The sequence below is a fragment of the Tenacibaculum larymnensis genome, from assembly GCF_028829235.1.
GTDB lineage: Bacteria > Bacteroidota > Bacteroidia > Flavobacteriales > Flavobacteriaceae > Polaribacter > Polaribacter larymnensis.
In genome coordinates this window covers 136,488-161,309 of the sequence record NZ_JAIWJY010000009.1, presented here as the reverse complement: position 1 = coordinate 161,309, position 24,822 = coordinate 136,488, and the positions used below count along the sequence as shown (strand labels likewise).

The window sequence follows — 24,822 nt, the reverse complement described above, 5'->3', positions numbered from 1 at the left end:
GGGATAATTGTAAGAGATACTTCGTCAGAAGTTAAAGACTGACAGGTATTAAGTGTACTTGTTACTATTAACCTGTATTTATTAGTGGAAGCTGTTATTGGTGGATTTGTTAAGGTTAATGCAGGCGTAGTTGCATTGCTATATATTCCTCCATTAGAAATATTATTCCAAGCTCCAGCACCTGCAATTTGTTCTTGCCATTGATATACTAACCCTGTTGTAGTACTTGTGCTACCACTGTAATCAGGATTTGTTCCTGGAGCGGTTACTGTATAAGTAGTTGTACTTAAGGAGCTTGCTGCGGCTGTAAAAATAACATTACTTCCTAAACATATAGTGCTATCACTTGGTTGTGTGTCCATTTGTATTTGAGTAGCAACAATCTCATTACCTGTGGTTTCTTGTCCTTGATCACTTCCAATATCTGCTGCTCCAGAAGCATTTACAAGGTTAGGAACCCCATTGCTATCTATGCTTCCTTGAGCTGCTATATCTATTCTTCCATTTCCGTCTAACTGACCAGAAGTAACATTTTCGCTTGCTTCTATTGCATCAAAGCACCCATCATTATCACTATCTAAGTCTAAATGATTCGGAACTCCATCATTATCGGAATCTAAAAAGCCTCCACAAATTAAGGCTAAGTTAATAGGAGACGTCGTGTTTCCAGATTTTAGATCAAGTTTTAATGATGTTGTGGTTGTTTTAATTTCCCAAGCTTCAGATGCTGAAATAGTACCTAAGGCATCAAAGTTCAAAATGCCACCAGAGTTAGAATTAATCATTAAATCATTATTTGGGTCGGCTACAGTAAATTCTCCTGTTGAAGTTAACTCCCAAGTATCCCCCGTATCAAAATTTCCAGTTATACCAATTTCATGTTTTAAGGAAACTGTTACTGGGGATGAAAAAGTAAAAGTTGCTGTTCCTCCTTGAGTGATTAAGATATCTCCATTAGCATTACCTTCGTTTACTGTACCTGTTGTAGTAATTGTTACATCTATTATTTTTTCTGTATCTTGATCAAAATAGCTGCCAGAGGTTAAGGTAGTTCCAATTCCTGTTAAATCTAATGGGGTTCCTGCACAAGCTAATGATTCTTCTGTGTCTAATATTCCATCATTATCATCATCTAAATCTAGCCTATCGGCTATTCCATCACCATCAGGGTCTGTCCCTGATCCATTAATAGTAATTACTAAATTAGCTGTATCAGAAGACACTCCGTCAGAAATTTCATAAAAAAATGTATCTGTTAATGTTTGACCTACGAGTAAGCCTGCTACTGCTGGGTTTGAAGTATCAACAATATATTCATAACTTCCATCAGGATTCATTATTATTGACCCGTAAGTTCCAGGGTATGAAGTATTTAAATTTCCGGTATTTAGGTTGCCTAATGTAGTACCAAGTCTTATGGTGGTAACAGAGCCAGAACCTTGCCAGTAAACATCTGAAACACCAGCAATTTGTCCAAGAGGGTCAGGATCTGTAACATTAGGCCCATAATTATAACTTAATCTTAACTGATTAATTGGCTGTTCAAAAAACACATTGATATTTCCTGTAGCGTCACTAGGTATTGCACTGCCTATTCCATAAAAAGTATTACTTCCTGAGTTAATTACTCCACCTGTTGTAACAAACTTATAAGTTGAATTTATACCATCTAAATTACCTTCAATTTTTATTTGATCTTGCCAAGAACTTCCTTGTGAAAAATCAATATCTGTTAGTAAGAAACCTAAATTAAAAACGGGTTGATCAAAATCTATAACTAAAACAGTGTCATCAGTGGGGTTAGTTGTTCCGTCTATATTGTATATTAAATAACCTGTATGACCTCCGTTGGTAGTATAATCTACTGTTTGGTTAAAAGATGTACCAAATCCTCCAGGGTCTAAAGTAGTAAAAGAAAGCCCCACGCCACCAATAGTTTTTGTTTTTCCATTTACTGTTTCTCCATTTGTAAAATTGCTTTCCCAAACTAAAGTAGATAAGCCTCGATCTACGGTATCAGAGCCCCCCGTTCCAGAATCGGTTATTACATTACCTGTGGCACTTGCATCGATAAAAGCAGTTAAAGAATCTGTGTTATCTATTGCGTCAGGAGCTTCATCTACTCCGTTAATTGTTATGGTTAATATACCATAATCTTTTATTCCAATGGCATCTGCTACAGTATAAGAAATAATATCATCTAAACTCTCTCCGCTTTTTAAACCTGTAACAGAAGCATTTGTTTCATCAACATCATAAGTATAAGTACCATTTGCTTGTATTGTAATTGTACCATATAATGTGGTATATGTATTATTAACCATAGATGGGTACACGTCTACTTCGGTAACAGATATTGCTGTTGAACCAGAATCATTTGCCAAAACATTGCCTGTGACTGTCCCTGTAGAGTTTGCTGATATACTATTGATTTCATCAACAACAGTTGGTGGTGTTGTATAAACTCTTATTATAGTTTGTGCAGTTGTAAAGTCTCCATTAGTATCAAAAATAGTAACATCCATTGTTCGTACTCCATCTGTATAAGGGTTTTGTAAGTCTCCATAAAACAAAGTTGATAAAAATGTTTCGAATTCAGAGTTCGCAATTGGATTACCTGAGGTTTCCGTTATATTAAAAGAAGTGTTTGTTAATTGGGTTATTTGTATTGTAGAAGCCCCTATGGTATAAGTAAATGGGCCGGAAACAGGTACTTGTAACCATAATAAGTCAAAACCACCTCCATTATTAATAGCTAACAATTCACCAGAGGGAAAGTCAACAATACCGGAAAAATTTAGGGTTGCACTTAAAACCCCTGCATCTGTTGTGACATTTGGGCTTACTGTTACAGGGAATACATTAGAAGTTGTTGGTTGTAGTTGAAAATCATAGTTGTTTCCTGGTGTTATGGTATTCAGATCTAAAGTAGGAGCAGCCATCATCATGTTAAAAGAAGAAGAGGAGAATTTTTGCCTCGTTCTACTTTTATTGATTTTAGTTTTTCTTTCTATTAAAAAAGAACTGGTTATGGAACTAAGAGGATTGTTGGAAAGGGATAGCTTTGTGTCTTGTAGAGGTTTGTAAGACAAAACCTTATTAAGATTGCCTTTTTTTAGGTTTTCTTTTACAGATATTTGACTATTACTAGTTATAGTAAATGTTAATAAAATTACATATAATATGCTTTTATGTATATGATAGTGAGAGGACTTATTTTTCATGTAAAGCTAATTTTTATTTAAAAATAGGGATAATACAAATACAGAACTGTAATTACATATTTACCATATTGATGGTGTAAATTATGTATAAATTAAATATAAAAACTATCTAAAAATGTATTAGAGTGTTTTTGTAATTAGTTAATTATGGTTTGGAATTATGTGAAATTTGCATGGATATATCTTAGAATGAATCTTACAAGCTGTGTTTAAAGAACTGAAAAGATTCTTTAAACATGTTTTTTTCTTTGTTGAGAGCCTAGTTACTTTCTCTTTTCTAAATATAGATAGCTGAATTTTACGGATAAGAATGATAAAATCTAACGTGAATATTATGGTGTTAAAATTCTGATAATAAAAGTGTTTCATGTTGGGAGACTAGATTTTGTTAATGTATTATGATACTGTTATTTCATCTTTTTTTATTTAATAGATAATTAAAGAAAGTGAAATTCTTTAAAATCTCAGTATAAATATATGGAAAATATTTTAACATTTTTTTATGTTTTTTATAAGAGATTAATTTACTAATAGGGCTGGCATAATTAGACATAGTATTTAAAGCATCATTAATGAATTTAATTTACAATAAAAAGAAACTTTTCGAGAAGCACTATCACTTACTTGAAAGAGTAGTGTGAGTAATAATTAATGAGATGATATTAGATACTCGCAATTTATCTATTGAGATTGCTAAACATAAAAAAGTTATGCCCTAGTGAGGTAAGACGATTTTTAGAAGTATATGATTTAGTGTAAAAAGAGACAAAAGATTAACCTTTTATCATTCCAAAATAGTCAAAATAAAATTGAGAACTACTTGTTAAGTGGTTGATTACTTGGTGTTAGGGTTGGTGTTTTTTACAATATTATAAGTCTACAAATAATAAGTTTCAGTAACTTTACGTTAACAACCACTAACCAAGGTGTACAGACGATTACGGGGGGCGTAGATTGCTGTACATGAATAGAATTGGGCATCCATACATTTTGGATGCTCTTTTTATTTTTAATAATACTGTGAATTAAATATAATAAGTAAACAAAACAACCACATCAACTATCCTTTTTTTAGATAGAACCACTATGAAAAGTACAATAGACAACTCTAATACTTGCTGAGCAAGTCACAGATTTTTTTAAAATACCGTAGTGAATTTACAAATGCTTATAACAAAGCTGTAGAAAAACTCAATACATAAAAGTGCAATCATAAACACCAGAAAGCGAAAAACTTTTTTTAGCATCTACATAGGTGTTTAAACTTTAAAAATTAAAATATAAACATTTTTTTTAATAAAAAAATCTTTAAAAAGAAGATAAGACGTAAGAAAGCGAAATTTACACAAAAATATGAATAACATTTTTTCAAACAGAAATAACCAGCTCTCAAGATAATATTAATGAGGCTTATGAAGATACTCATAACACATACATGCAGAAGCACAATACTAATTTACTAATAGTAATAACATTATTATATATAATTTAAAAATATAACTAGAGAATGTAATTTACAGTAAAAAAAGCTTCTCAAAAAATACTGTTAATTATCTGAAAAGAAATACGAGTAACAATTAATGAAATAATCAAAATTTGTCTATTGAGGTTGCTAAACATAAAAAAGCTATGCCCTAGTGAGGTTAGACAGTTTTTAGAAGTGTATGATTTGTAAACAATAAAATCTTACATTTGTTTTTATGGACATAAAATTGACAGAACAAGAGAAGATAAAGATTCTAAATTCCGATGATATTTACGGAATTATGCAGCGCATTTTATTAAGAGATAATAAAATAGACCAAAATCGTGAGCATTTTTGGGTTATTGGTTTAGCTAATAACAACCGTATTCTTTTTATTGAGCTCATAAGTTTAGGAACTGTCAATGCAACCTTGGTGGAGCCTATGGAGGTATTTAGTTTTGCGTTGCAAAAAAGAGCTGTTAAAATCATATTATGCCATAACCATCCAAGTGGTGAATTAAAACCTTCAGAGGCAGACAAAGATATTTCTGACCGTTTAATACAAGTAGGCATTATTGTGGATACTGAAGTGGTAGACCATCTTATAATATCTGAGAAGAGCTATCTTAGTTTTGGAGATATTGGGTTATTAGATGAGCTTAAAAAAAGCACTAAATACGTTCCTAAATATGTGTTAGAGCAGCGTCTAAAAAAAGAAGCTACTGAAATAGCTGAAAAGAAAAAAGCCATTGAAATCGCAAAAGCTTTCAAAAGAAGTGGTCTTGATAATGAGTTAATCGCTAAAAACACAGGTCTTACCATTGAAGAAGTGGAGAAACTACGAGTGAAAAGGTCGTAAAACAAATTTCTAATTATAAGGTAACAAAATTAATTCGTTAATACTTTTTTTTCCCTAATCAGACTAATCGAATAAAGTAAAGAAGCAAAAAGACAAATACTACTTAACAAGAAATAAAAAACTTTTATTTATTAGATAAAGTAACTTATTTTAAAGAAGAAAATACATTAAAAAAAAGGGGAGAATCCCCCTTTTTTTTAAATTAAGGATAAAGAAATGTAAAGCTAAAGGCTACGTTTATAGCGTGTTTTTGGCTTCTCTTATTCACTTTTTTTAAAAGTAAAGAAATCTTTATTGGTTTTTGAAACTGAAAAAATCGTATATTAGCTACGTTTAAACAGACAAACTATATATAGTTTCTTACAGTTTTATTTTAAACTGATGGATGTAATCACGGTTATCAAACTAACCTTTGCATTTTACCCCATAATTTTATCTTACCCTTATTTACTAGCATTCTCCCACAATAAGCATCATTACTATTTGTATGCTTGTCGTAGATAGAGTATGCTAAAAATTAACTAACGTATTTTAAAATTATCTATTATGAAAAAATTTTTATTAGCAGCTATTTTTTTAGCTTCAGGAACAGCTTTTGCACAGTTCGCTAATCCATTACCAACACCTAAAGCTAATTGTCTTGGATGTTCAGTTTCGCAAGTAGGACCTTCCTATGGAAATAGAGGAGCCGTAATTAACACAAGTTATGTAGATCAAACAGGACATATGAATGACGCAAGTGTTGTTCAAACCGGAGTTGGAAACCTGTCTAAAATTGATCAAGATGGTCAGAATCAAGGGTTTTCAGGAGGTTTGGGAAATGAAGCTACTGTATATCAAAGAGGAAGAAAGAACGAAACCGACATTAAACAACATGGAGATTATAACTCTGGTTTTGTAAATCAAGTAGGATATAAAAACTATGCACAACAAGATGTTGGTGTAGGTTGGGCAGAAAACAACAGAGCTTATGCTTATCAAACAGGACGTCAAAACACTTCTATTCAAAAACAACGTTATGATAATAATGTAGCTATTGTAGCACAATCAGGTAGAAGAAACTTTGCTCATCAAGATCAAAGCACAGGAACTAATGGTGCGCCAGGAAGTGTAGCGGGTATTTTACAAATTGGTAATTATAATAAAGCTAAACAAGTTCAAAGAGGTAGCTTTAATATAGATGGTATTGCTCAGTTTGGCAACGGAAATGTAGCTTCTACAAATCAATCTTCAAATGGAGGTTTAAATATTTCTGGTATTGCACAAACAGGTTGGGGTAACAAAGCTTGCGTTGATCAAAATGCAGATGCAGGGATTAACTTAAGTTTAATTAGTCAATTTGGTGTAGAAAATCATGCTTCTGTTATTCAAGATGCACAAGGTTCTGGAAATGCTAGTTTTATTGGACAGGCAGGTTACATGAACAAAGCTTGTGTTGAACAAACAGGATTATAAACTTTTAATTAAGCAACAAAAATAAGGGAGAATGGGAGGGTTTTCTTTTCCTCTCCCTTATTAATAAGAAACTAAAGTAATGATGCGAAGGATAAAAAAGACATTGTGTATAATCCTATTAATATTTAGTTTAAAAGCTATGACACAACAAAATACATCTACTTACTTTGTGTCTGTACCTCAAATAGGGAGTGATGCTTCTTTTCTGGTTTTAGAAAAAAATATCAACTCATTAAATAATTTACAAGATTATGATAAATCGGTTGATAATTATAATCTATCAATTAATCAGTTAGGAGTTAATAATGTTGCAGAAGTAAAAAGCGGAATGAATGACATACAGTTGATTGGACAAAAAGGTAGAGATAACTATTATAATTTTATAGATTATTATAATAATTCAACAACAAAAATAAATGCTCTTCAAGAAGGTAATGCAAATTCATTGCTTATTTATGGGACAAACTCTTTGATGGAAAATGTGAAAATCATTCAAAAATCTAATTATAAAACAATTATAGTTAGGAATTATTAAAAGATGTTAAGGTTTATTTTTTTTAGAAATGTTTTAAAATATGTCACTCTATTGTTACTGTGTATAACTACAAGCTTTGCTCAAGAAATAAACGAGGTAAAAGCCAAAATTCTTGTTCTTAAAAAAGACAATTTTATAGCAGTAAAAGCACAAGCTGAAAATGAAGGAGTGTTGTTTAAAGATGAGCTTAATTATAACTTATTAGTACTAAAAAAGAATAAAGAAGGAAACTATTCTAACAATAAACAATCGGGAGAATTTTCTTTAAAACCTAACGAGAAAAAAGAGCTTTCATTAATAAGATTGAGTTTAAACCCTGATGAAGAATTAAAAGCTTATTTATTTATAAGGCACAGGAAAAAATTGATAGATAAAGACACTCTAGTAATAATACCTAAAAAGGTAGGTGTAATGAATAAAGAAAAAATAGATGAGTCTAATTTTATATTAAAAGGATTGGTTATTGAAGAAGCAATAACAAAAATAGGAAAAGACTTTTATGACTTTTTTTATCAAGAGTATCTGCTCTCAGGCTTAAAATATCCTTTTATCATAAAAATAAAAGAAAAACCAGGATTAAGAAGAACTACAGTTTTAATTATTGAAGCTGATGATAAAAAGATTTTTGAGTTCATGACTATGCCAGGAGAAGATTTTCTTAAACGAGCTGTTAAAGCATCTTTGGTAAGATTAAGTAGTTACTCAAAACAGAGAAACACATTATTAAGTTATAAAATTTAAAAAAGTAAATTATGAAAATAGTAACCAAACTTATAACAATAGTTTTATTTTTACTAAGCTCATTTGCTTTTTCACAAGAACTAGTTTATAAACCGGTAAATCCATTTTTTGGAGGAAACAATCCATTCGGGTATCAGCAAATTTTGGCTTCAGCTAATGCACAAAACGACTTTCAAGAAGAAGGACAAGATCCTTTTCAACAGCCTTCAGATTTAGAAAATTTTACAAATAGCTTAAACAGGCAATTACTAAATTCATTGTCGCAAGACCTATTTCAAGAACAGTTTGGAGATCAAGGATTAACTGTAGGAACTTATGTATTTGGGTCTTTAGTAGTAGAAGTTACACCTACAAGCGGGGGATTATCAGTGAATATTTTAAACACACAAACTGGTGAACAAACACAGATAATAATACCAAACAATTAAAACAAAACGATTAACTATAACTTAAATTTTATGAGAAAACTATTACTCAAATTATTATTCTCTTTATTAAGTTTTATCTTGTTTTCTAGTTGTGGAGCATACCTTAATCAGCCATTTCAGACAACGAATGCTAGAATAGGAGAAAACACCTCTTTACAAAACGATTTAATTAAAAACATTAAACCTGTCGAAAAAATAATCGTAGGAGTTTATAAATTTAGAGATCAAACAGGACAATACAAGCCTACTGAAAACGGTTCTACATTTAGTACTGCGGTAACGCAAGGAGGTACATCAATTTTATTAAAATCATTAGAAGAATCAAAATGGTTTACTCCAATAGAAAGAGAGAACATTGCTAACTTATTAAATGAACGACAAATAATAAGGTCTACAAGGCAAGAATACCAAGGAGTTAATTCTACAAAAATGCCACCATTACTTTTTGCTGGAATTATTTTAGAAGGAGGTGTGGTTTCTTATGATTCTAATATTATTACAGGGGGTTCAGGAGTTCGATATTTTGGAGCGGGAGCATCTAACCAATATAGAGAAGATAGAATAACAGTGTATTTAAGAGCTGTATCTACATCAAACGGACAAATCTTAAAAAATATTTATGTCTCAAAAACAATACTCTCGCAAGGAATTTCAGCAAACTTATATAGATATGTTTCTTTAAGAAGATTGTTAGAAGTAGAAACAGGAGTAACCAAAAATGAACCTATGCAATTAGCTGTAAAAGAAGCTATAGATAAAGCAGTCGAACAGTTAATTATAGAAGGTGTTGTAGATGGTTTATGGACTCCTCAAGGAGGTGATACGGTTGTTAATCTCTTTAAAAAAGAATATTTAAAAGAAAAAAATGAAGCAGATAATACTTTATTATTTAATAGAAAACAAGAAAAAAGAAGGGCTACCAATTCAATGAGTCTTATGGGAGGAACTTCAATAATTTCAGGTGATTATTCAAATCCAGTTGCAAGGTTTGGGTTTGACTTAAAATATAGGTACTTTTTTAAGGATCCAAGATTTAGTTTCGGAGGAAGTATAGGGAAGTTTTCACTAGAAAATGAAAGGTCTTTTGAAAATACATTTTTAACATCAAGTCTATTTTTAGAATACAATATGTTGCCTTATGATAGGTTAACACCTTATGCGTATGTTGGGATTGGATCGGTTTTAGAAAAAAACCTAGATAACCCTATGTTTAAATTTCAGTATGGTCTGGGATTAGAGTATTTAATAACCAATAAAATAGGTTTAACTCTTTATGGAGAAAACTATCTTTTAGGCTCAGATAATTTAGATAAGTTAGTTAGAGGAAAAAGAAACGATTTTATATGGAGAATAGGAGCAGGTATAAATGTTTATTTTTAAGAAACAAAGTAATGAAAAGCATAATAAAAATAACAATACTTTTAATGTGTGTAACCTTATTTAACTGTAGTGAAGACACTGTGGATTTTGTTGAATTTGGCACTATTAAAGGGCGTGTAGTTAAAAAGAGAAGTTTTGAGCCAATAGCTAATGCTAAAATAACATTGTCACCAACCAATAACACAACTTTTACAGATGAAGATGGTTACTTTTTAATGGAAGATGTACCAGCACAAGACTACTCTGTAAGTGCTACTAAAGAAGGATTTTTAACAGCTTTTGAACCTGTAGGTTTAGGAGCAGAAACAGAGATTAATGTGGTTTTTGAATTAGATATCGAAACAGCTTTAAACGACCCTCCAACTGCTCCAGAATTAAGATCCCCAGTAAGTGGTATAGAAGATTTAAATAACACGGTAGAATTAAGTTTTAAATCAACCGACCCAGATGAAGATGAAATAACATACAGAATAGAGATTAAAAACGACTTTAATAATGATGTTATATCTTTTGAAAATGTAAAAGACACTTTGTATACGGTAACCGATTTAAAATTTGGAGTAAAATATTTTTGGCAAGTAGCTGCTTCAGATAATATTAATGCAGAAGTATTAAGTACTGTAAGTACATTTAAAGTAACATCAACACCTGATAATAGATACTTTTATACAAGACAGGAAGCAGGAAATAATGTTATTTACTCAGGAGACTATATTAATGAAGCACCAATAAATGAACTTCTGTTAACCTCCCCAACCACAAATTCTTGGAGACCCAGAAAAAATTCAGCAGCGAATTTGGTTGCCTTCTTACGGACAGACAATAACGAAACTCACATTTATACAATGAATACAGATGGTTCAGGTGTTAAAAAAGTTACTTCTAATGTTCCTGTAGTTGCGTTTGATTTAAACGAAGTTGATTTCTCTTGGTCTTCAAACGGAGATCGAATCATATATCCGCATTACGATAAATTATATTTGATAAATAAAGATGGAAGCGGTTTACAGCAAATATATCAAACAATAGATGGTAATTATATTACTGAATGCGATTGGAGTAATGATGAATCTAAAATAGCACTAAAAACCAATAATACAAGTGGGTATAATGTACAAATCTATACGATTGATATGACAGGAAATATAATTGACACTGTTTTAACAGGAGTTCAAGGAGCTGCAGGAGGGATTAATTTTACAATAAATGGAAGCTCGCTGTTATACACTAGAGATATTTCTGAATATGAATCGAGTAATTATAGGCTACTAAATAGTCATATATTTTTATATGAATTTGCTACAGCAGAAGTTACTGATTTATCAGAAGGAAAAGCTGATGGAACAAATGATTTAGACCCTCGCTTATCACCTAATGAGGCTGAAATTATCTTTGTGAATACATCCAATGACGGAATTTCAACAAAAACAATTTATAAAATACCTTTTAGCGAAGGATCTACAACAAGAACAGCATTGTTCGAAAATGCTACAATGCCAGATTGGGAGTAAAAGAAAACTAATAATTACTGAGAGAGCGAGCGTTAAAAAACGTTCGCTTTTTTCTTGGCTAAAACTTAATAATAGTAATATTTTATCATTAATTATAAAAAGAAATGAAGAATTGATTGCTGGTTTTAAAAGAGTTTGAAATAATTATTATTTCAATTGGAGGTGAAATTACTTTTACTATTGAAGTTAAAGAGTTTTCTGGTTTTGATAATTAATTTAATGTTAGTATTAGAAAATTGAGGGGGAGTAAAAGCAAATAATTCAATTTAAAAAACATCTATTTTTAACTAATGCTTACTTACAACAAATTACCACAAAACTAACCCTTAAAAAAACAAAACACTATTAATTAGTTGATTAAAATTGCTTTTGTGATACGGAGAGTTTCCGTTATCAAAGAAAAAAGTGTGTCTGTAGCTCTGCGAAAAAGATATTGACAGACTTTTAATCATGATTTTATAACGATAAAAAATTAGAAGATTGTAGAGATATAGTTATTATTGGTTTTTGGGTAGGTTTAAGAGTCTCTGACGTTCTTAACTTACTTGAAATTAACACGGATGATAAATTTATAACCGTTTAACATAAAAAGACAAAAAAACTCATCAGGGATTAAAGTGGTTATTCGTTTACATCATAAAATCAAAGGAGTAATTAATAAAAGGGGAATACTAAGAGTGATAACAGGTGTAAAACCTTAATTTGTGATGCTTTTTGGAAAAAGAATAATGGATAGGGGCGGTTAATTTAAAAAATAAAGAAGCGAAACTAAAAAGGGTAAGGTGTTTATTTATATTTTTTCTTTCCTCTCTGCTTTCCTTGTTAAAAAACAAACCCTTGAAAATCAGTATTTTCAAGGGTTTAAAAGTGGTCCCACATGGGCTCGAACCATGGACCCCCTGATTATGAGTCAGGTGCTCTAACCAACTGAGCTATAGGACCCGTTAAATTTGGATTGCAAAAATAAAAACTTTTTTAAATAAAAACCTATTTTTTTACACTTTTCTGCTCATTAAATTTTTACCAAAAGCACGTAAGCCTTCTTTGTGCTTATCAGAAATGTTAAGGTAATTTAAGCTTTCGAAAGACTTATCTGTATAGTACTCAATAAGTTTGTGTGTTTCTTCTGGTATGTTATTCTCCTTAAAAATAGTTGAAACTGTGGCTATTTTTTCAGTGTTATTTTTTTGTTTTCCGTTATAAAGATTTAATAAATCGTCTTTGTCAGTACCATTTGCTACTTCTAAAGCCTTTAAATAAAGGTATGTTTTCTTATTTTCTATAATATCTCCACCAACTTGTTTACCAAAAGATTCAGGATCGCCAAAAGTGTCTAAGTAATCATCCTGTAGCTGAAAAGCAATTCCTAGGTTTAATCCATAGTTGTATAAGTGTTGAGCTTGTTCTTCATCAGCTTTCGCAACAATAGCACCCATTTTTAAAGCAGCTGCAACTAAAACAGAAGTTTTTAATGTAATCATCTTAATGTATTCATCAATAGTTACATCATTTCTGGTTTCAAAATCAACATCTAATTGCTGACCGTCACAAACCTCTAAAGCAGTTTTGCTAAATAATTGTGCTAGTTTTTGGAAAATTTCAGGTTCATAGTTTTCAAAGTATTGATATGCTAAAATAAGCATAGCATCCCCCGATAATATACCTGTGTTTATATTCCATTTTTCATGCACAGTTTCCTTTCCTCTTCTTAAAGGAGCATCATCCATTATGTCATCGTGCACTAAAGTAAAGTTATGAAAAACTTCAACAGCAAATGCAGCTGGTAATGCACTCTGGTAATCGTTTGAAAAAACATCAGCAGCAATTAAGGTTAAGATTGGTCTAATTCTTTTGCCTCCTAATCTTAATATGTAATCTACTGGTTCATAAAGGTTTTTAGGCTCTCTTGAAAATTTTTGAGATTCTAAAAAAGTTATAAAGTCTGATTGATATGATAATATGTCCAAATTTGAAATTTTTTGTAAAAATAAGGTAAAGATAAATTTTAACTATAACGTAATGTTAAAAAAAGATTAAAACTCTGGAAACTTTTTTTGTTTCTAGAGTTTCCTGTTGTACATTTGCAAACAATTATGAGAGATAAAATAATTAATAAAGCAGGAGAAATGTTTTTAACCCTTGGGTTTAAAAGCACAACGATGGATGATATTGCGAAAGAACTTGGAATGTCTAAAAAAACATTGTACAAGTACTTTTCAAATAAAACAGCTTTGGTAGATGCTAGTACAGAATCGGTTCATAATACAATTAGCGAAACGATTGATACAGTAAAAAGTCAAAATTACAATGCTGTAGAAGAAGAATTTGCAGTGAAAGCAATTTTTAAAGAAATGTTTAAAAATGCAAAAACTTCACCAATGTATCAATTAAAAAAATACTATCCAGAAACGTATACAAAACTAATAGAACGAGAGGTGTGTATGTTTAGAGATTGTAATGTAGATAACTTAAAAAAAGGAGTTGAACAGGGTTTGTATAGAGCAAACATAAAAGGTGAGCTTTTAGTCAATTTTTATTTCACACTTGTTTTTGGTGTGTTTGAAAGCGAATTGTATAGTAACGACATGCAAGAGGTTATGGAAATTGAATATGAAATTTTAGAATATCATATTAGAGCAATAGCAACTCAAAAAGGAGTAGAAGAATTAGAAAAACAATTAAGAAAAATAAATAAAAACTAAAAACAATGAGGAAATACATATATGGTGTATTTGTGTTCTTTTTTACAGGGTATATCATTGCTCAAGAAAAAGAAATGAGTTTGTCAATGCAAGAAGCAATTGATTATGCTATAAAAAACAGTTACGACAATAAAGTGTCCTTAAATGATATAGAAGCAGCTAAAAAGAAAAAGTGGGAAACTACCACTATTGGTTTGCCACAAATTAATGGTAAAGTAGAGTATCAAAACTGGATAAAACAGCAAGTGTCTTTATTGCCTGTTGCAGCTTTTGATAATACTCAAAGTACAATAGATATTGTTGAAGAATATTTTGATGGGGTTGTAAGAAATGGTAATGAGGTAACAACACCAACAGGTTTTATTCCTTTAAGATTTGGAACAAAACAAACAATGAATGCATCGGTAACGTTATCTCAGTTAATTTTTGATGGTTCGTATTTGGTAGGGTTACAATCAGCAAAAACATATTTGAAAATCTCTGAGCAAGCAAAAGAAAAAACAGAATTAGCAACACGCGAAGCTGTTATTAATGCTTATGGAAATGTATTGGTTACTGAAAAATCAATTGAGATTTTAGAGAACAATAAAAAAGTACTAGAGAAAAACTTGAATGAAACTCAAAAGACTTATGATAATGGGTTAACAGAGTTAGAAAATGTAGAACAATTACAAATCACTTTAGGTAATGTAGAAAGTAACTTAAGAAATGCTGAACGACTAAAGGAAATAGCATATCAAATGTTGAATGTTTCTTTAGGAAACTCAATTGAAACTAAATTAACATTAACCTCTACATTAGATAATTTAGTTATTGATAACACCGACTTAAGTTTGTTAGCTACCCAATTTAATATCGATAACCATATTGATTTTAAAATAGCTCAAAACGACAGGGAAAGTAAGCGTTTATTAATGAAGTTAGAACAAAGTAAAGCTTTACCTAGTTTATCAGCATTTATAAACTATGGTGCTAATGCTAACTCAGACGATTTTAACTTTTTAGACAGTAATCAAAAATGGTTTGACTATTCGTTATTTGGAGTTACATTAAATGTGCCTATTTTCAGTTCTTTTGGAAGAAGCTCTAGAACAGCACAAGCAAAAATAGCATTAGAAAATGCAGATATACGATTAGAAGAAGCAAAGCAGAAGCTAAACTTACAGGTAGAGAGAGCTAAAAGTGAGTATCAATTAGGAATTGAAAACTACGAAACAGCTAAGAAAAATTTAGCGTTAGCTGAGCGAATAGAAAAAAAGCAACAAGTAAAGTTTTTTGAAGGAATTTCTTCAAGTTTTGATTTGCTACAAGCACAAAATCAGTTATACACGCAGCAAAACAATTACGTACAATCAATGTTAAACGTAATTGCTAAAAAAGCACAATTAGAAAACGCATTAAACATACCACTAAAATAAAATCAACTATAATGAGAAAAATATATTCACTATTCGCAATTACATTGCTTTTAGCCTCATGCGGAGGTAAAAAAGAGCAGTCTGTACAAGACGTAATAGCATCTAATGATTTAGCGAAAATTAGAGAGAAAAAAGCATCGTTAGACACACAAATGCAAACACTATCTGATGAAATTAAGGTTTTAAATGATAAAATTTCTGAGTTAGATACCAATAAAAAAGTTCCATTAATTACAGTGCTTTCTGCTAAGGAAGAGGTTTTTGATCACTATTTAGAATTACAAGGAGCAGTACAAACAAAGCAAAATGTACTTATCTATCCTGAAATGCCAGGGCTTTTAACACGTATTTACGTAAAAGAAGGGCAGTATGTTAAAAAGGGACAAACCTTAGCGAAAATTGATGATGGAGGTTTAGCTAATCAATTAGCTCAAATAGAAGCACAAGCAGCACTAGCAGAAACAACATATAAACGTCAAAAACGTTTGTGGGAACAAAAAATAGGATCTGAAATTCAGTTTTTACAAGCTAAAACTAATTATGAAGCACAAACCAACGCGGTTAGTCAATTAAGAAGACAGTTAGCAAAGTCGGTAATTACAGCACCTTTTTCAGGAGTAATTGATGACGTAATAAAAGAGCAAGGAACTGTAGTAGCACCAGGAATGGGTTCTGAAGTTTTCAGAATTGTAAACTTAAAAAACATGTATATCGAAACAGATGTACCTGAAAGCTATATTACTTCTATTAAGAAAGGAAAAAATGTTGAGGTTGAGTTTCCAGTATTAGGAGAAAAGTTAACTTCTAAAATTCGTCAAGCAGGTAACTTTATTAATCCAGCAAACAGAACTTTTAAAGTAGAAGTTGAAGTTCCAAATAAAGATGGAAGCATAAAACCAAACTTAACAGCTAAGTTAAAAATCAATGATTACTCTAATGAAAAAGCAATTTTAATTCCTCAAAGTATTATTTCAGAGAATGCTAATGGAGAACAATATGTGTATGTGGTAGAAGACTTAAAAGATCAGGTTGGAACCGCTAAACAAACAATTATAACTACAGGAAAAACACAAGGAGATATTATTGAAGTTCTAAGCGGAATTGAAAACGGAACAAAAATTATTGAAGAAGGAGCTCGTAGTGTAAAAAACGGACAAGAGGTTAAGGTATTAACTCTTTCAGAAGAAGCAAAATAAGACACCAAAAATTATCCGTCTAATGACTGAAAAACAAAAAAAACAAGTAGATAAAGAGTTTGGTTTATCCTCTTGGGCAATAAATAATAAAACAACTATCTATGTAATGATGGTTATGATACTTATAACAGGTATTTCTGCCTTTTTAAGTATGCCAAGAGAAAATTTCCCAGAAATTAGAGAAACCAAAATTTATATAAGTTCTCTGTATCCAGGAAATACAGCTGAAGACATAGAGAAGTTAATTACCGATCCGTTAGAAGATAGACTTAAAACGGTAAGTAATGTAGTAGAAATAACCTCTACATCTCAAGAAGACTATTCAATGGTGGTTGTTGAGTTTGATGAAAACATATCAGTAGATCAAGCTAAACAAAAAGTAAAAGATGAAATAGATCAAGAAACGTCTGGAGAAGATTGGCCTACGTTTAACGGAGCTAAAGTAGAACCAAATGTTTTTGAGCTAAGTATTTCTGAAGAAATGCCAATTCTAAATATCAATATCTCGGGAGATTACCCAGTAGATAAATTAAAAGAATTTGGTGAGTATTTGGAGGACGAAATTGAAGATTTACAAGAAATAAAAAAAGTAGATATCCGTGGTGCTGAAGAAAAAGAAGTTGAGGTAGCAGTTGATATTTACAAAATGATGGCAGCGCAAGTAAGTTTCCAAGATGTAATTAATGCAATTAACGGAGGAAACTTAACAATGTCTGCAGGTAATTTAATTGCTAGTGGACAACGACGTACTGTTAGAATTTTAGGAGAAATTGAAGATCCACAAGAATTACAAGATTTTGTAGTAAAATCAGAAAAAGGGAATTCAATTTACCTTAAAGATATTGCAAAAGTTTCTTTTAAAGATAAAGATAAAACTACGTATGCTCGTGAGTTTGGAGAAGCTGTAGTAATGCTGGATGTAAAAAAACGTTCAGGGAAAAACATGGTAGAGGCTGCTGAAAAAATTCAGAAAATTGTAGAAGATACTAAAGCCAATATATTTCCAAGTAATTTAAAAGTAACCATCGCTAACGATCAATCTTCAAAAACTATTGGTCAGGTAGATGATTTGGTAAATAACATCATCTTTGGGGTAATTTTAGTAGTATTAGTACTAATGTTCTTCTTAGGGTTTAAAAATGCCTTATTTGTTGGATTTGCGATACCAATGTCAATGTTCATGTCACTAATGATATTGAGTTGGCTAGGATATACGATGAATACCATGATTCTTTTCGGATTAATTATGGGACTGGGAATGTTGGTAGATAATGGTATTGTGGTTGTTGAAAACGTATACCGTTTAATGGATGAAGGTATGCCCAGGATTGAAGCAGCTAAAAAGGGGATTGGAGAAATTGCATTTCCAATCATTATTTCTACAGCAACAACAGTAGCAGCTTTTATTCCGTTAGGAATGTGGCCAGGAACTATGGGGCAGTTTATGATTTATTTCCCTGTAACATTATCTGTGGTATTAGGTTCATCATTATTTGTGGCAATATTTTTTAACTCAGTGTTAGTGTCACAGTTTATGAGTGTTGAAGATAAAAATATGCCATTAAGACGTATTATTATCTTATCGTCAGTAATGGCAGTGATTGGATTGTTAATAGCGCTATTAGGCGGAACATATGGAGCTTTAGGTACTGTAATGATTTTTACAGCTATCATGTTGTGGGTATATCGATTGGCATTACGTCCGTGGGCAAATCGTTTTCAAAATACAGTATTACCACGATGGGAACGTTTTTATGAAAGAATGTTAAGAGCGGCTCTAAGAGGCTGGAGACCATACATTATTTCTTTAGGCACTTTAGTCTTATTGTTTATCGCTTTTGGAGGTTTTGGAGCTTCAATAGGAAGTCAACGTACAAAAGTTGAATTTTTCCCAGATAACACACCAAACCAGATTATTGTTTATATCGAATATCCACAAGGGACTGATATTGAAAAGACAAATCTGATAATGAAAGATTTGGAAGAACGTGTGTATAAAGTATTAAACTCACCAGAATATGTTGATAATGGTTATAATTTCTTAGTAGAGAGTGTAGTGTCTCAGGTGGGAGCTGGTTCTGGAAATCCACAAACAGATGGAGGTTCAACTGCAGAAATGCCTCATAAAGGAAAAATAACTGCTTCAATGCGTGAATACAAATACCGTAGAGGAGCTGATAGTAAAGAGTTACAAAGAAAAGTTACTGAAGCATTAAGAGGGATTTACCCTGGATTAGAAATTTCAGTAGAAAAAGAAGCGGTAGGTCCACCAGCAGGATATCCTATTAATATTGAGCTAGAAGGAAATGATTATGCAGAATTAATCAACACTGCAGAAAAGATGAGAGATTTCATAAACTCAAAAAGTATTGCAGGTATTGATGAATTAAAGATTGATGTAAACAAATCTAAACCATCAATGTTAGTAAATGTTGATCGTAAAAAAGCAGGAGAATTAGGCGTAAGTTCATCGCAAGTAGGAAACCAATTGCGTAATGCTATTTTTGGTTCTAAAGCGGGTATTTATAAAGAAGATGGTGATGACTATGATATTTATGTTCGTTTTAATAAAGAAAACAGGTATAATAAAAGTGCAATTTTTAATCAGAAAATTACTTTTAGAGATATGTCTTCAGGAACGATCAAAGAAATTCCTGTATCGGCAGTAGCCAAACAAACAAATACCTCAGGATTTAGTGCAATTAAGCATAAAGATGTAAAAAGAGTGGTAACCGTATATTCAGCTTTAGCACCAGGGTATACAGATGCTGCAGCGATTGTTTCAAAAATTCAAAATGAAATGAAGACATTTACTGAAAAACCAGATTCGGTAAAAGTTGATTATACAGGACAAATTGAAGAGCAAAACAAACAGATGGCATTCTTAATGAAAGCATTTTTTGGAGGTTTAGGATTAATTTTCTTGATTTTAATTTTCCAGTTTAATTCAGTTTCTAAGCCAGCAATCATAATGCTAGCAATCTTCTTGAGTTTAATAGGAGTATTTGGAGGATTAATTATTACGGCAAAACCATTCGTAATTATGATGACCATGATGGGAATTATTTCGTTGGCAGGTATTGTGGTAAACAATGGGGTAGTACTGCTCGATTATACCCAGTTATTAATTGATCGTAAAAAAGTAGAACATGGATTGTCTTCTGATGAGTTTGTAGATGTACATACTTTAGGAGAAGCTATTATTAGAGGAGGGAAAGCACGTTTACGTCCAGTATTATTAACGGCAATCACAACCATTTTAGGGTTAATTCCACTAGCAACAGGTTTAAATATTAATTTCTTTACCTTAGCTAGTGAGTTGAATCCACATATATATGTTGGAGGGGATAATGTAATTTTCTGGGGTCCATTAGCATGGACTGTTATTTACGGATTATTCATAGCAACTTTCTTGACATTAATTGTAGTACCGATATTATTCTACTTAATCACTAAGTTTAAAATGTGGTTACGTAGCGTTTTATAATTGATTTTTTGTTAACTGTAAAAAGGGTTAAAAGTAAATTACTTTTAACCCTTTTTTAATTGTGTAGAACAATAATTAATCAGGTAATCGATCTCTGTCCTTTTTTGTTCTGTTAAATCGATAAGTAAAAGTTACAGAAGAGTATCTACCAACAGGTTTGTTATACCTTGTTGCGATGTAGTTTTCACCAGTAATTAACTGTTTACTTACTCTAGAATCAAAAATATTGTTCATGTTTAAAGTAAGTGTAGCTTTGTCATTCCAAAAGTCTTTACTTACTCCGATGTTAGCTCTATACTGAGCTTCAGTAAATATTTGTCCGCTCTGTCTTTCTCCAAGATAATTTATGCTAGATTGAATAGTTAATCTTGAAAACTTCATTCTAGAGTTTAAACGAGTAGACCATGTGTTGTCATCAACAGTATATATTCCTCTTTGGTCAAAAGAATAATAGTTGAATTCACTAGATAGTCTCCACCATTTATAAGGAGAATATCGAATGGCTAATTCAGCACCAAATCTTTTTTCAGTTCCTGAGTTAATAGGTTTGGAAATTAAAGCTCCAAAAGAGTTTGTTACAACCAAAGTTTCAAACACATTAGTAGTTCGTTGGTAATATATAGAAGGGTTTAAGGTGAATTTACTCCATCTTTTTAATAAACCTAATTCGAAAGAGTTTGTATACATTGGGTTTAAATCAGGGTTACCTACGCGTATGTTTCTTCGATCAGAAATTCCACCAAAAGGGTTTAAGTGCCAAAAACTAGGGCGTCTAATTCTTCTACTATAACTTAATTGCAAATTAGTAGCTTGATTAAAGCTGTATGTAAAATGGGCAGTAGGAAATAAATCAGTATACTTTTTACTAGTTTTAAATTGACTATTTCTGTCTGTACTTCCAGTATTGGCATGTTCAGCACGTAAGCCTAATAAGTATTGAAGTTTATTTTTTTTGTTTCCATATTGAATATAAGCTCCATAAATACGCTCATTATATTTTAATAAGTTGTTTAAACTATCAATTATAACAGCATTATCCCAAACTTTATAATCACTATCAATGTTTCTAATTTCTCCTTTTATTCCCATTTCTAAATGTGATTTTTCAGTAATAGGTAGTTTAAAGTCAGATTGGAATAAAAAATCTTTACTACTTTCTATATCTCTACTTCGTAGAATATTTATAGCCGAAGTTGTAGGAAATTGTTGTTGTTCTTTAACTAATTCATTTTCGTCATCATTCCAAAAATCATATTGAAAATTAGCAGTAAATTTTTGTCCTTTTTTGGCGAACGTTTTTACGTAATTTAGTTCAATTTGATTGGCTTTTTGAGGCTCTCTATATGATTCTTGTGTAGTAAGAATGCTATCTGTTTGTTGCGTGTTGTTTAAAAAATTAAAAGTATAATCAACTTTGTTTTTACTTGTATTGTTTCTATGGTAGTAACTTAAGGTAAGGGTGTTTTTATCATTAATATAATAATCACTTCCAAAATAAAGATTAAAAGTACTACGGCTTCTAGTAGTATTTGTAACTCTGTTAGAGTAAGAGGTTACTGTCCCATTATCGAGGTTAGTTCTGTTCAAGTACCCATTTCCATCGAAAGACATATAACGATATCCAATATTAGAAAATAAATTAAATTTCTCTTTTTTGTAGTTCATATTGTAGTTGATATTATGATTATCAGGAATTCCAGTAGTTAGCTGTAAAGAGCTACCAAAACCACCACTTTTATTTTTCTTTAAAATGATATTGATGATTCCAGCAGTTCCACTAGCATCGTACTTAGCGGAAGGGTTGGTAACTACTTCAACCTTTTCTATGTTTTCGGAAGGAATTGACTCTAAGCCGTTGTTTGCTGTTAAAACAGAAGGTTTTCCGTTAATTAAAATACGAACATTCGGATTGCCTCGTAAGCTTATGCCTCCTTCAATATCTACACTTACTGACGGAACGTTATTTAAAACATCATTCACAGAACCACCTTTAGAAACTAAATCTTTACCAACATTGAATACACGTTTATCTAGTTTGTACTCCGTGGTAGATTTTTCGGCTGTAATTTCTATTTCATCTAAGGCTTGTAAGTCTTCTTGAAGAAGGATAGTTTGAAGTGATTGGTTTTTGGTTAGTGAAACATTATTCATTGAATGATTTTTAAAACCAATAAACTCCACTTTAATATTATACTGGCCTTTTTTAATATTCATTAAAAATTCTCCTTGGCTATTAGTAGATTCTCCAGCAACAACTTTGTTTGTTGTTGGATTGGTTAAAATTATAGTGGCAAACTCTAAAGGTTGTTTGGTGTTTCTTTCTACAACTTTACCTGTAAGTGTTATTTGAGCAGATAACTGAATAGAAATAAATAGGAGAAGAGTAAATAAAGGCTTTTTCATTATTACTTAATATTTGAATTATGCAGCAAAGATGAATTTAAAAGGCATGCGGATTTGTCATAATAGATGAAGTACTACAAATAATCGACGTATTGAGGATTATTTAATAGAAAAGCAATTTAAGGGTTGAAAAAGCCTTATTCAGGAGGTAAAAGCTTTAGTTTGTCGATTTGGTACTATAAATACTAAAGCTATTTATATCTTTACGAACTATGATTACAAGAGAAGCAATTATTAAGTTTTTTTCAGAGAGTAGGGTGTTACAACACGTACTATTTTGGTGTGTGTTTCTTGTTTTAGACTTTCCTAAAGACTCACTTATATACCAAGAAGAGTTTTCTTTTTTAGGAACTTTTGTGATGTCTATGTGTCATATGATTCCCAAGATAATTACATCTTATTTCATAGCTTATTATGTTATTCCGAAGTTTTTATTGAAGAAAAAATATATAATTACAGTTGTTTTGTTTTTAATAGGAACATATTTATTAGCTGCGTTTAATAGAATTTTGGTTGTACATGTAGGAGAAACATTAATAAGAAAAGGAGTTTTTACACAAGAGCCCCTTTTGGAGATTTTAACTGATTGGAAAAAGTTGTTGTTTGGTTATATTCCAAATATGTATTTAACAACTTTGGTTTTTCTTTCTGTAAAATATTTTCTGGATTATAAAAGAGTTAAAGAAAAAGAACTGGTATTTGAAAAAGAAAAAACAGAAGCAGAATTAAAAACATTAAAAGCACAATTAAATCCACATTTCTTATTCAATACTTTGAACAATATTTACAGTTTATCTTTAAGTAATTCACCAAAAACGCCAATTTCAATAGGCAAGCTGTCAGAAATATTAGATTATGTCTTGTATAGATGTAATACTAAGTTTGTGTTACTTTCTAATGAAATACAATTGATAGAAAATTATATAGAGTTAGAAAAACTAAGGTACGACTCACGTTTAAAAGTTTCTTTGATAAATAACTTAGAAGAAGACATCAAAATACCACCATTGATATTGTTATCGTTAGTTGAAAATGCTTTTAAACATGGTGCAGGAGAAGATAGTGGGTCGCCGGAAATTAAAATTGAGCTTTTAAGCTTAGAGAATAGTTTTAACTTTAAAATATCTAATACGGTTTCCAAAGATTATATCCTCAAAAAAGAGAGTATAGGTTTGTCAAACGTTAGAAAACAATTAGATTTAATCTATCAAGACCAATATAGTTTGATAATAGAGAATGAAGAAAATGAATTTAAGGTAGGTTTAAAAATTTATTCAAATTAAGTAGTTGATGAAAGTAAAATGTTTAGTGGTTGATGATGAGCCTTTAGCAAGAGAATTAATAGAGAATCACATCTCAAAAATACCGGCACTAGAAATAGTGGGGAGCTGTGACAATGCACTTAAAGCATTTGAAGTTATAAGTTCTCAAGAAATAGATTTACTGTTTTTAGATATAAAAATGCCTAATATTACAGGAATAGACTTTTTAAAAACAATTAAAAACCCACCAAAAACAATTTTTACAACAGCTTACAGAGATTATGCTCTTGAAAGTTATGATTTGGAAGTGCTAGACTACTTGTTAAAACCAATAACTTTTGAGCGTTTTTTTAAAGCTGTAGATCGTTTTTTGAGGTCAATAAAGGAGAGTGATATGTCTATAACCAAAGAAAGTGAAAACACAGAAGAGTTTTTGTTGTTGAAATCTGGAAGTAAGTACCACAAAGTCTTTATTGGAGATATATTATTTATAGAGAGCTTAAAAGATTATGTAAAAGTTCATACAGTTAATGATAAACGTGTTGTAACTAAGTATAAGATAAGCGATATTGAAGAAAAATTAAATAGTAATTTTTTAAGAGTTCACAGATCTTATATTATCAATACGAATAAAATATCTGCTTTTACAATTAACGATATTGAAATAAATTCAAAAGAAATTCCAATAGGTGCTAGTTATAAAGAAAAGGTAATCTCTTTTTTGAATCAATGGAAATAGAATTTATATTTTCGTGC

Annotated in this window: 16 protein-coding genes and 1 tRNA gene; 13 read left to right on the top strand and 4 right to left on the bottom strand. The window is 31.0% G+C overall.

What is annotated here, in order from left to right:
* Window positions 1-3,224: beta strand repeat-containing protein (locus tag LCI24_RS13435; RefSeq protein ID WP_274640832.1), on the bottom strand; the 3,224-nt coding region annotated here is incomplete at its 3' end.
* A gap of 1,700 nt (window positions 3,225-4,924) precedes the next feature.
* Between LCI24_RS13435 and LCI24_RS13430 the strand changes: the two genes are divergently transcribed.
* The 7 genes from LCI24_RS13430 (at window position 4,925) to LCI24_RS13400 (ending at window position 11,598) form a co-directional block, all read left to right on the top strand.
* Window positions 4,925-5,548 (top strand): JAB domain-containing protein, encoded by a 624-nt coding sequence (locus LCI24_RS13430; protein WP_121146289.1) that lies wholly within the window; start codon window positions 4,925-4,927, stop codon window positions 5,546-5,548.
* Window positions 5,549-6,094: 546 nt separating this feature from the next.
* A complete protein-coding gene (locus LCI24_RS13425) occupies window positions 6,095-7,003 on the top strand; it encodes a hypothetical protein (RefSeq protein WP_099216674.1) in 909 nt (302 codons plus the stop codon).
* A 139-nt stretch (window positions 7,004-7,142) separates the two neighbouring features.
* Window positions 7,143-7,538, top strand: a complete 396-nt coding sequence (locus LCI24_RS13420; RefSeq protein ID WP_121146288.1) for a hypothetical protein — start codon at window positions 7,143-7,145, stop codon at window positions 7,536-7,538.
* 51 nt (window positions 7,539-7,589) lie between these two features.
* The gene (locus tag LCI24_RS13415; protein ID WP_164723447.1) at window positions 7,590-8,279 is read left to right on the top strand and encodes a CsgE family curli-type amyloid fiber assembly protein; all 690 of its coding nucleotides are present in this window, start codon (window positions 7,590-7,592) and stop codon (window positions 8,277-8,279) included.
* An 11-nt stretch (window positions 8,280-8,290) separates the two neighbouring features.
* On the top strand, window positions 8,291-8,707 hold the full coding sequence (locus LCI24_RS13410; protein ID WP_121146286.1) for a curli assembly protein CsgF: 417 nt from the start codon (window positions 8,291-8,293) through the stop codon (window positions 8,705-8,707).
* 30 nt (window positions 8,708-8,737) lie between these two features.
* Window positions 8,738-10,087 carry a CsgG/HfaB family protein gene (locus LCI24_RS13405; protein WP_121146285.1) on the top strand — a complete coding sequence of 450 codons (1,350 nt, stop codon included), beginning with the start codon at window positions 8,738-8,740 and terminating at the stop codon, window positions 10,085-10,087.
* 11 nt (window positions 10,088-10,098) lie between these two features.
* Window positions 10,099-11,598: a carboxypeptidase regulatory-like domain-containing protein gene (locus tag LCI24_RS13400; RefSeq protein WP_167444717.1), complete on the top strand. Its 1,500-nt coding sequence runs from the start codon at window positions 10,099-10,101 to the stop codon at window positions 11,596-11,598.
* Window positions 11,599-12,466: 868 nt separating this feature from the next.
* On the opposite strand, the gene LCI24_RS13395 is transcribed toward LCI24_RS13400, so the two are convergent.
* Window positions 12,467-12,540: transfer RNA gene (locus LCI24_RS13395), tRNA-Ile, on the bottom strand.
* 53 nt (window positions 12,541-12,593) lie between these two features.
* Entirely contained in the window at window positions 12,594-13,565 is a 972-nt protein-coding gene (locus LCI24_RS13390) for a polyprenyl synthetase family protein (protein ID WP_274640831.1), read from the bottom strand.
* 126 nt (window positions 13,566-13,691) lie between these two features.
* Between LCI24_RS13390 and LCI24_RS13385 the strand changes: the two genes are divergently transcribed.
* From LCI24_RS13385 to LCI24_RS13370, 4 genes are read left to right on the top strand one after another with little or no spacing between them, the layout of a single operon-like run.
* Window positions 13,692-14,300, top strand: a complete 609-nt coding sequence (locus LCI24_RS13385; protein ID WP_274640830.1) for a TetR/AcrR family transcriptional regulator — start codon at window positions 13,692-13,694, stop codon at window positions 14,298-14,300.
* Between the two features lie 5 nt (window positions 14,301-14,305).
* Entirely contained in the window at window positions 14,306-15,718 is a 1,413-nt protein-coding gene (locus LCI24_RS13380) for a TolC family protein (protein ID WP_274640829.1), read from the top strand.
* An 11-nt stretch (window positions 15,719-15,729) separates the two neighbouring features.
* Window positions 15,730-16,914 (top strand): efflux RND transporter periplasmic adaptor subunit, encoded by a 1,185-nt coding sequence (locus tag LCI24_RS13375; RefSeq protein WP_274640828.1) that lies wholly within the window; start codon window positions 15,730-15,732, stop codon window positions 16,912-16,914.
* A 22-nt stretch (window positions 16,915-16,936) separates the two neighbouring features.
* Window positions 16,937-20,401, top strand: a complete 3,465-nt coding sequence (locus LCI24_RS13370) for an efflux RND transporter permease subunit (protein WP_274640827.1) — start codon at window positions 16,937-16,939, stop codon at window positions 20,399-20,401.
* Between the two features lie 75 nt (window positions 20,402-20,476).
* On the opposite strand, the gene LCI24_RS13365 is transcribed toward LCI24_RS13370, so the two are convergent.
* On the bottom strand, window positions 20,477-22,804 hold the full coding sequence (locus LCI24_RS13365; protein ID WP_274640826.1) for a TonB-dependent receptor: 2,328 nt from the start codon (window positions 22,802-22,804) through the stop codon (window positions 20,477-20,479).
* 212 nt (window positions 22,805-23,016) lie between these two features.
* On the opposite strand from LCI24_RS13365, the gene LCI24_RS13360 reads away from it, so the two are divergent.
* Both LCI24_RS13360 and LCI24_RS13355 read left to right on the top strand, forming a co-directional pair.
* Window positions 23,017-24,087: a sensor histidine kinase gene (locus tag LCI24_RS13360; protein WP_274640825.1), complete on the top strand. Its 1,071-nt coding sequence runs from the start codon at window positions 23,017-23,019 to the stop codon at window positions 24,085-24,087.
* A 7-nt stretch (window positions 24,088-24,094) separates the two neighbouring features.
* On the top strand, window positions 24,095-24,805 hold the full coding sequence (locus LCI24_RS13355; protein ID WP_274640833.1) for a LytR/AlgR family response regulator transcription factor: 711 nt from the start codon (window positions 24,095-24,097) through the stop codon (window positions 24,803-24,805).
* Window positions 24,806-24,822 lie beyond the last annotated feature (17 nt).

Coding starts and splice junctions, on each gene's coding strand:
- LCI24_RS13410 (WP_121146286.1), top strand. CDS start 8,291: ATGAAAATAGTAACCAAACTTATAACAATAGTTTTATTTTTACTAAGC.
- LCI24_RS13385 (WP_274640830.1), top strand. CDS start 13,692: ATGAGAGATAAAATAATTAATAAAGCAGGAGAAATGTTTTTAACCCTT.
- LCI24_RS13430 (WP_121146289.1), top strand. CDS start 4,925: ATGGACATAAAATTGACAGAACAAGAGAAGATAAAGATTCTAAATTCC.
- LCI24_RS13420 (WP_121146288.1), top strand. CDS start 7,143: ATGACACAACAAAATACATCTACTTACTTTGTGTCTGTACCTCAAATA.
- LCI24_RS13370 (WP_274640827.1), top strand. CDS start 16,937: ATGACTGAAAAACAAAAAAAACAAGTAGATAAAGAGTTTGGTTTATCC.
- LCI24_RS13375 (WP_274640828.1), top strand. CDS start 15,730: ATGAGAAAAATATATTCACTATTCGCAATTACATTGCTTTTAGCCTCA.
- LCI24_RS13425 (WP_099216674.1), top strand. CDS start 6,095: ATGAAAAAATTTTTATTAGCAGCTATTTTTTTAGCTTCAGGAACAGCT.
- LCI24_RS13360 (WP_274640825.1), top strand. CDS start 23,017: ATGATTACAAGAGAAGCAATTATTAAGTTTTTTTCAGAGAGTAGGGTG.
- LCI24_RS13355 (WP_274640833.1), top strand. CDS start 24,095: ATGAAAGTAAAATGTTTAGTGGTTGATGATGAGCCTTTAGCAAGAGAA.
- LCI24_RS13365 (WP_274640826.1), bottom strand. CDS start 22,804: ATGAAAAAGCCTTTATTTACTCTTCTCCTATTTATTTCTATTCAGTTA.
- LCI24_RS13400 (WP_167444717.1), top strand. CDS start 10,099: ATGAAAAGCATAATAAAAATAACAATACTTTTAATGTGTGTAACCTTA.
- LCI24_RS13380 (WP_274640829.1), top strand. CDS start 14,306: ATGAGGAAATACATATATGGTGTATTTGTGTTCTTTTTTACAGGGTAT.
- LCI24_RS13405 (WP_121146285.1), top strand. CDS start 8,738: ATGAGAAAACTATTACTCAAATTATTATTCTCTTTATTAAGTTTTATC.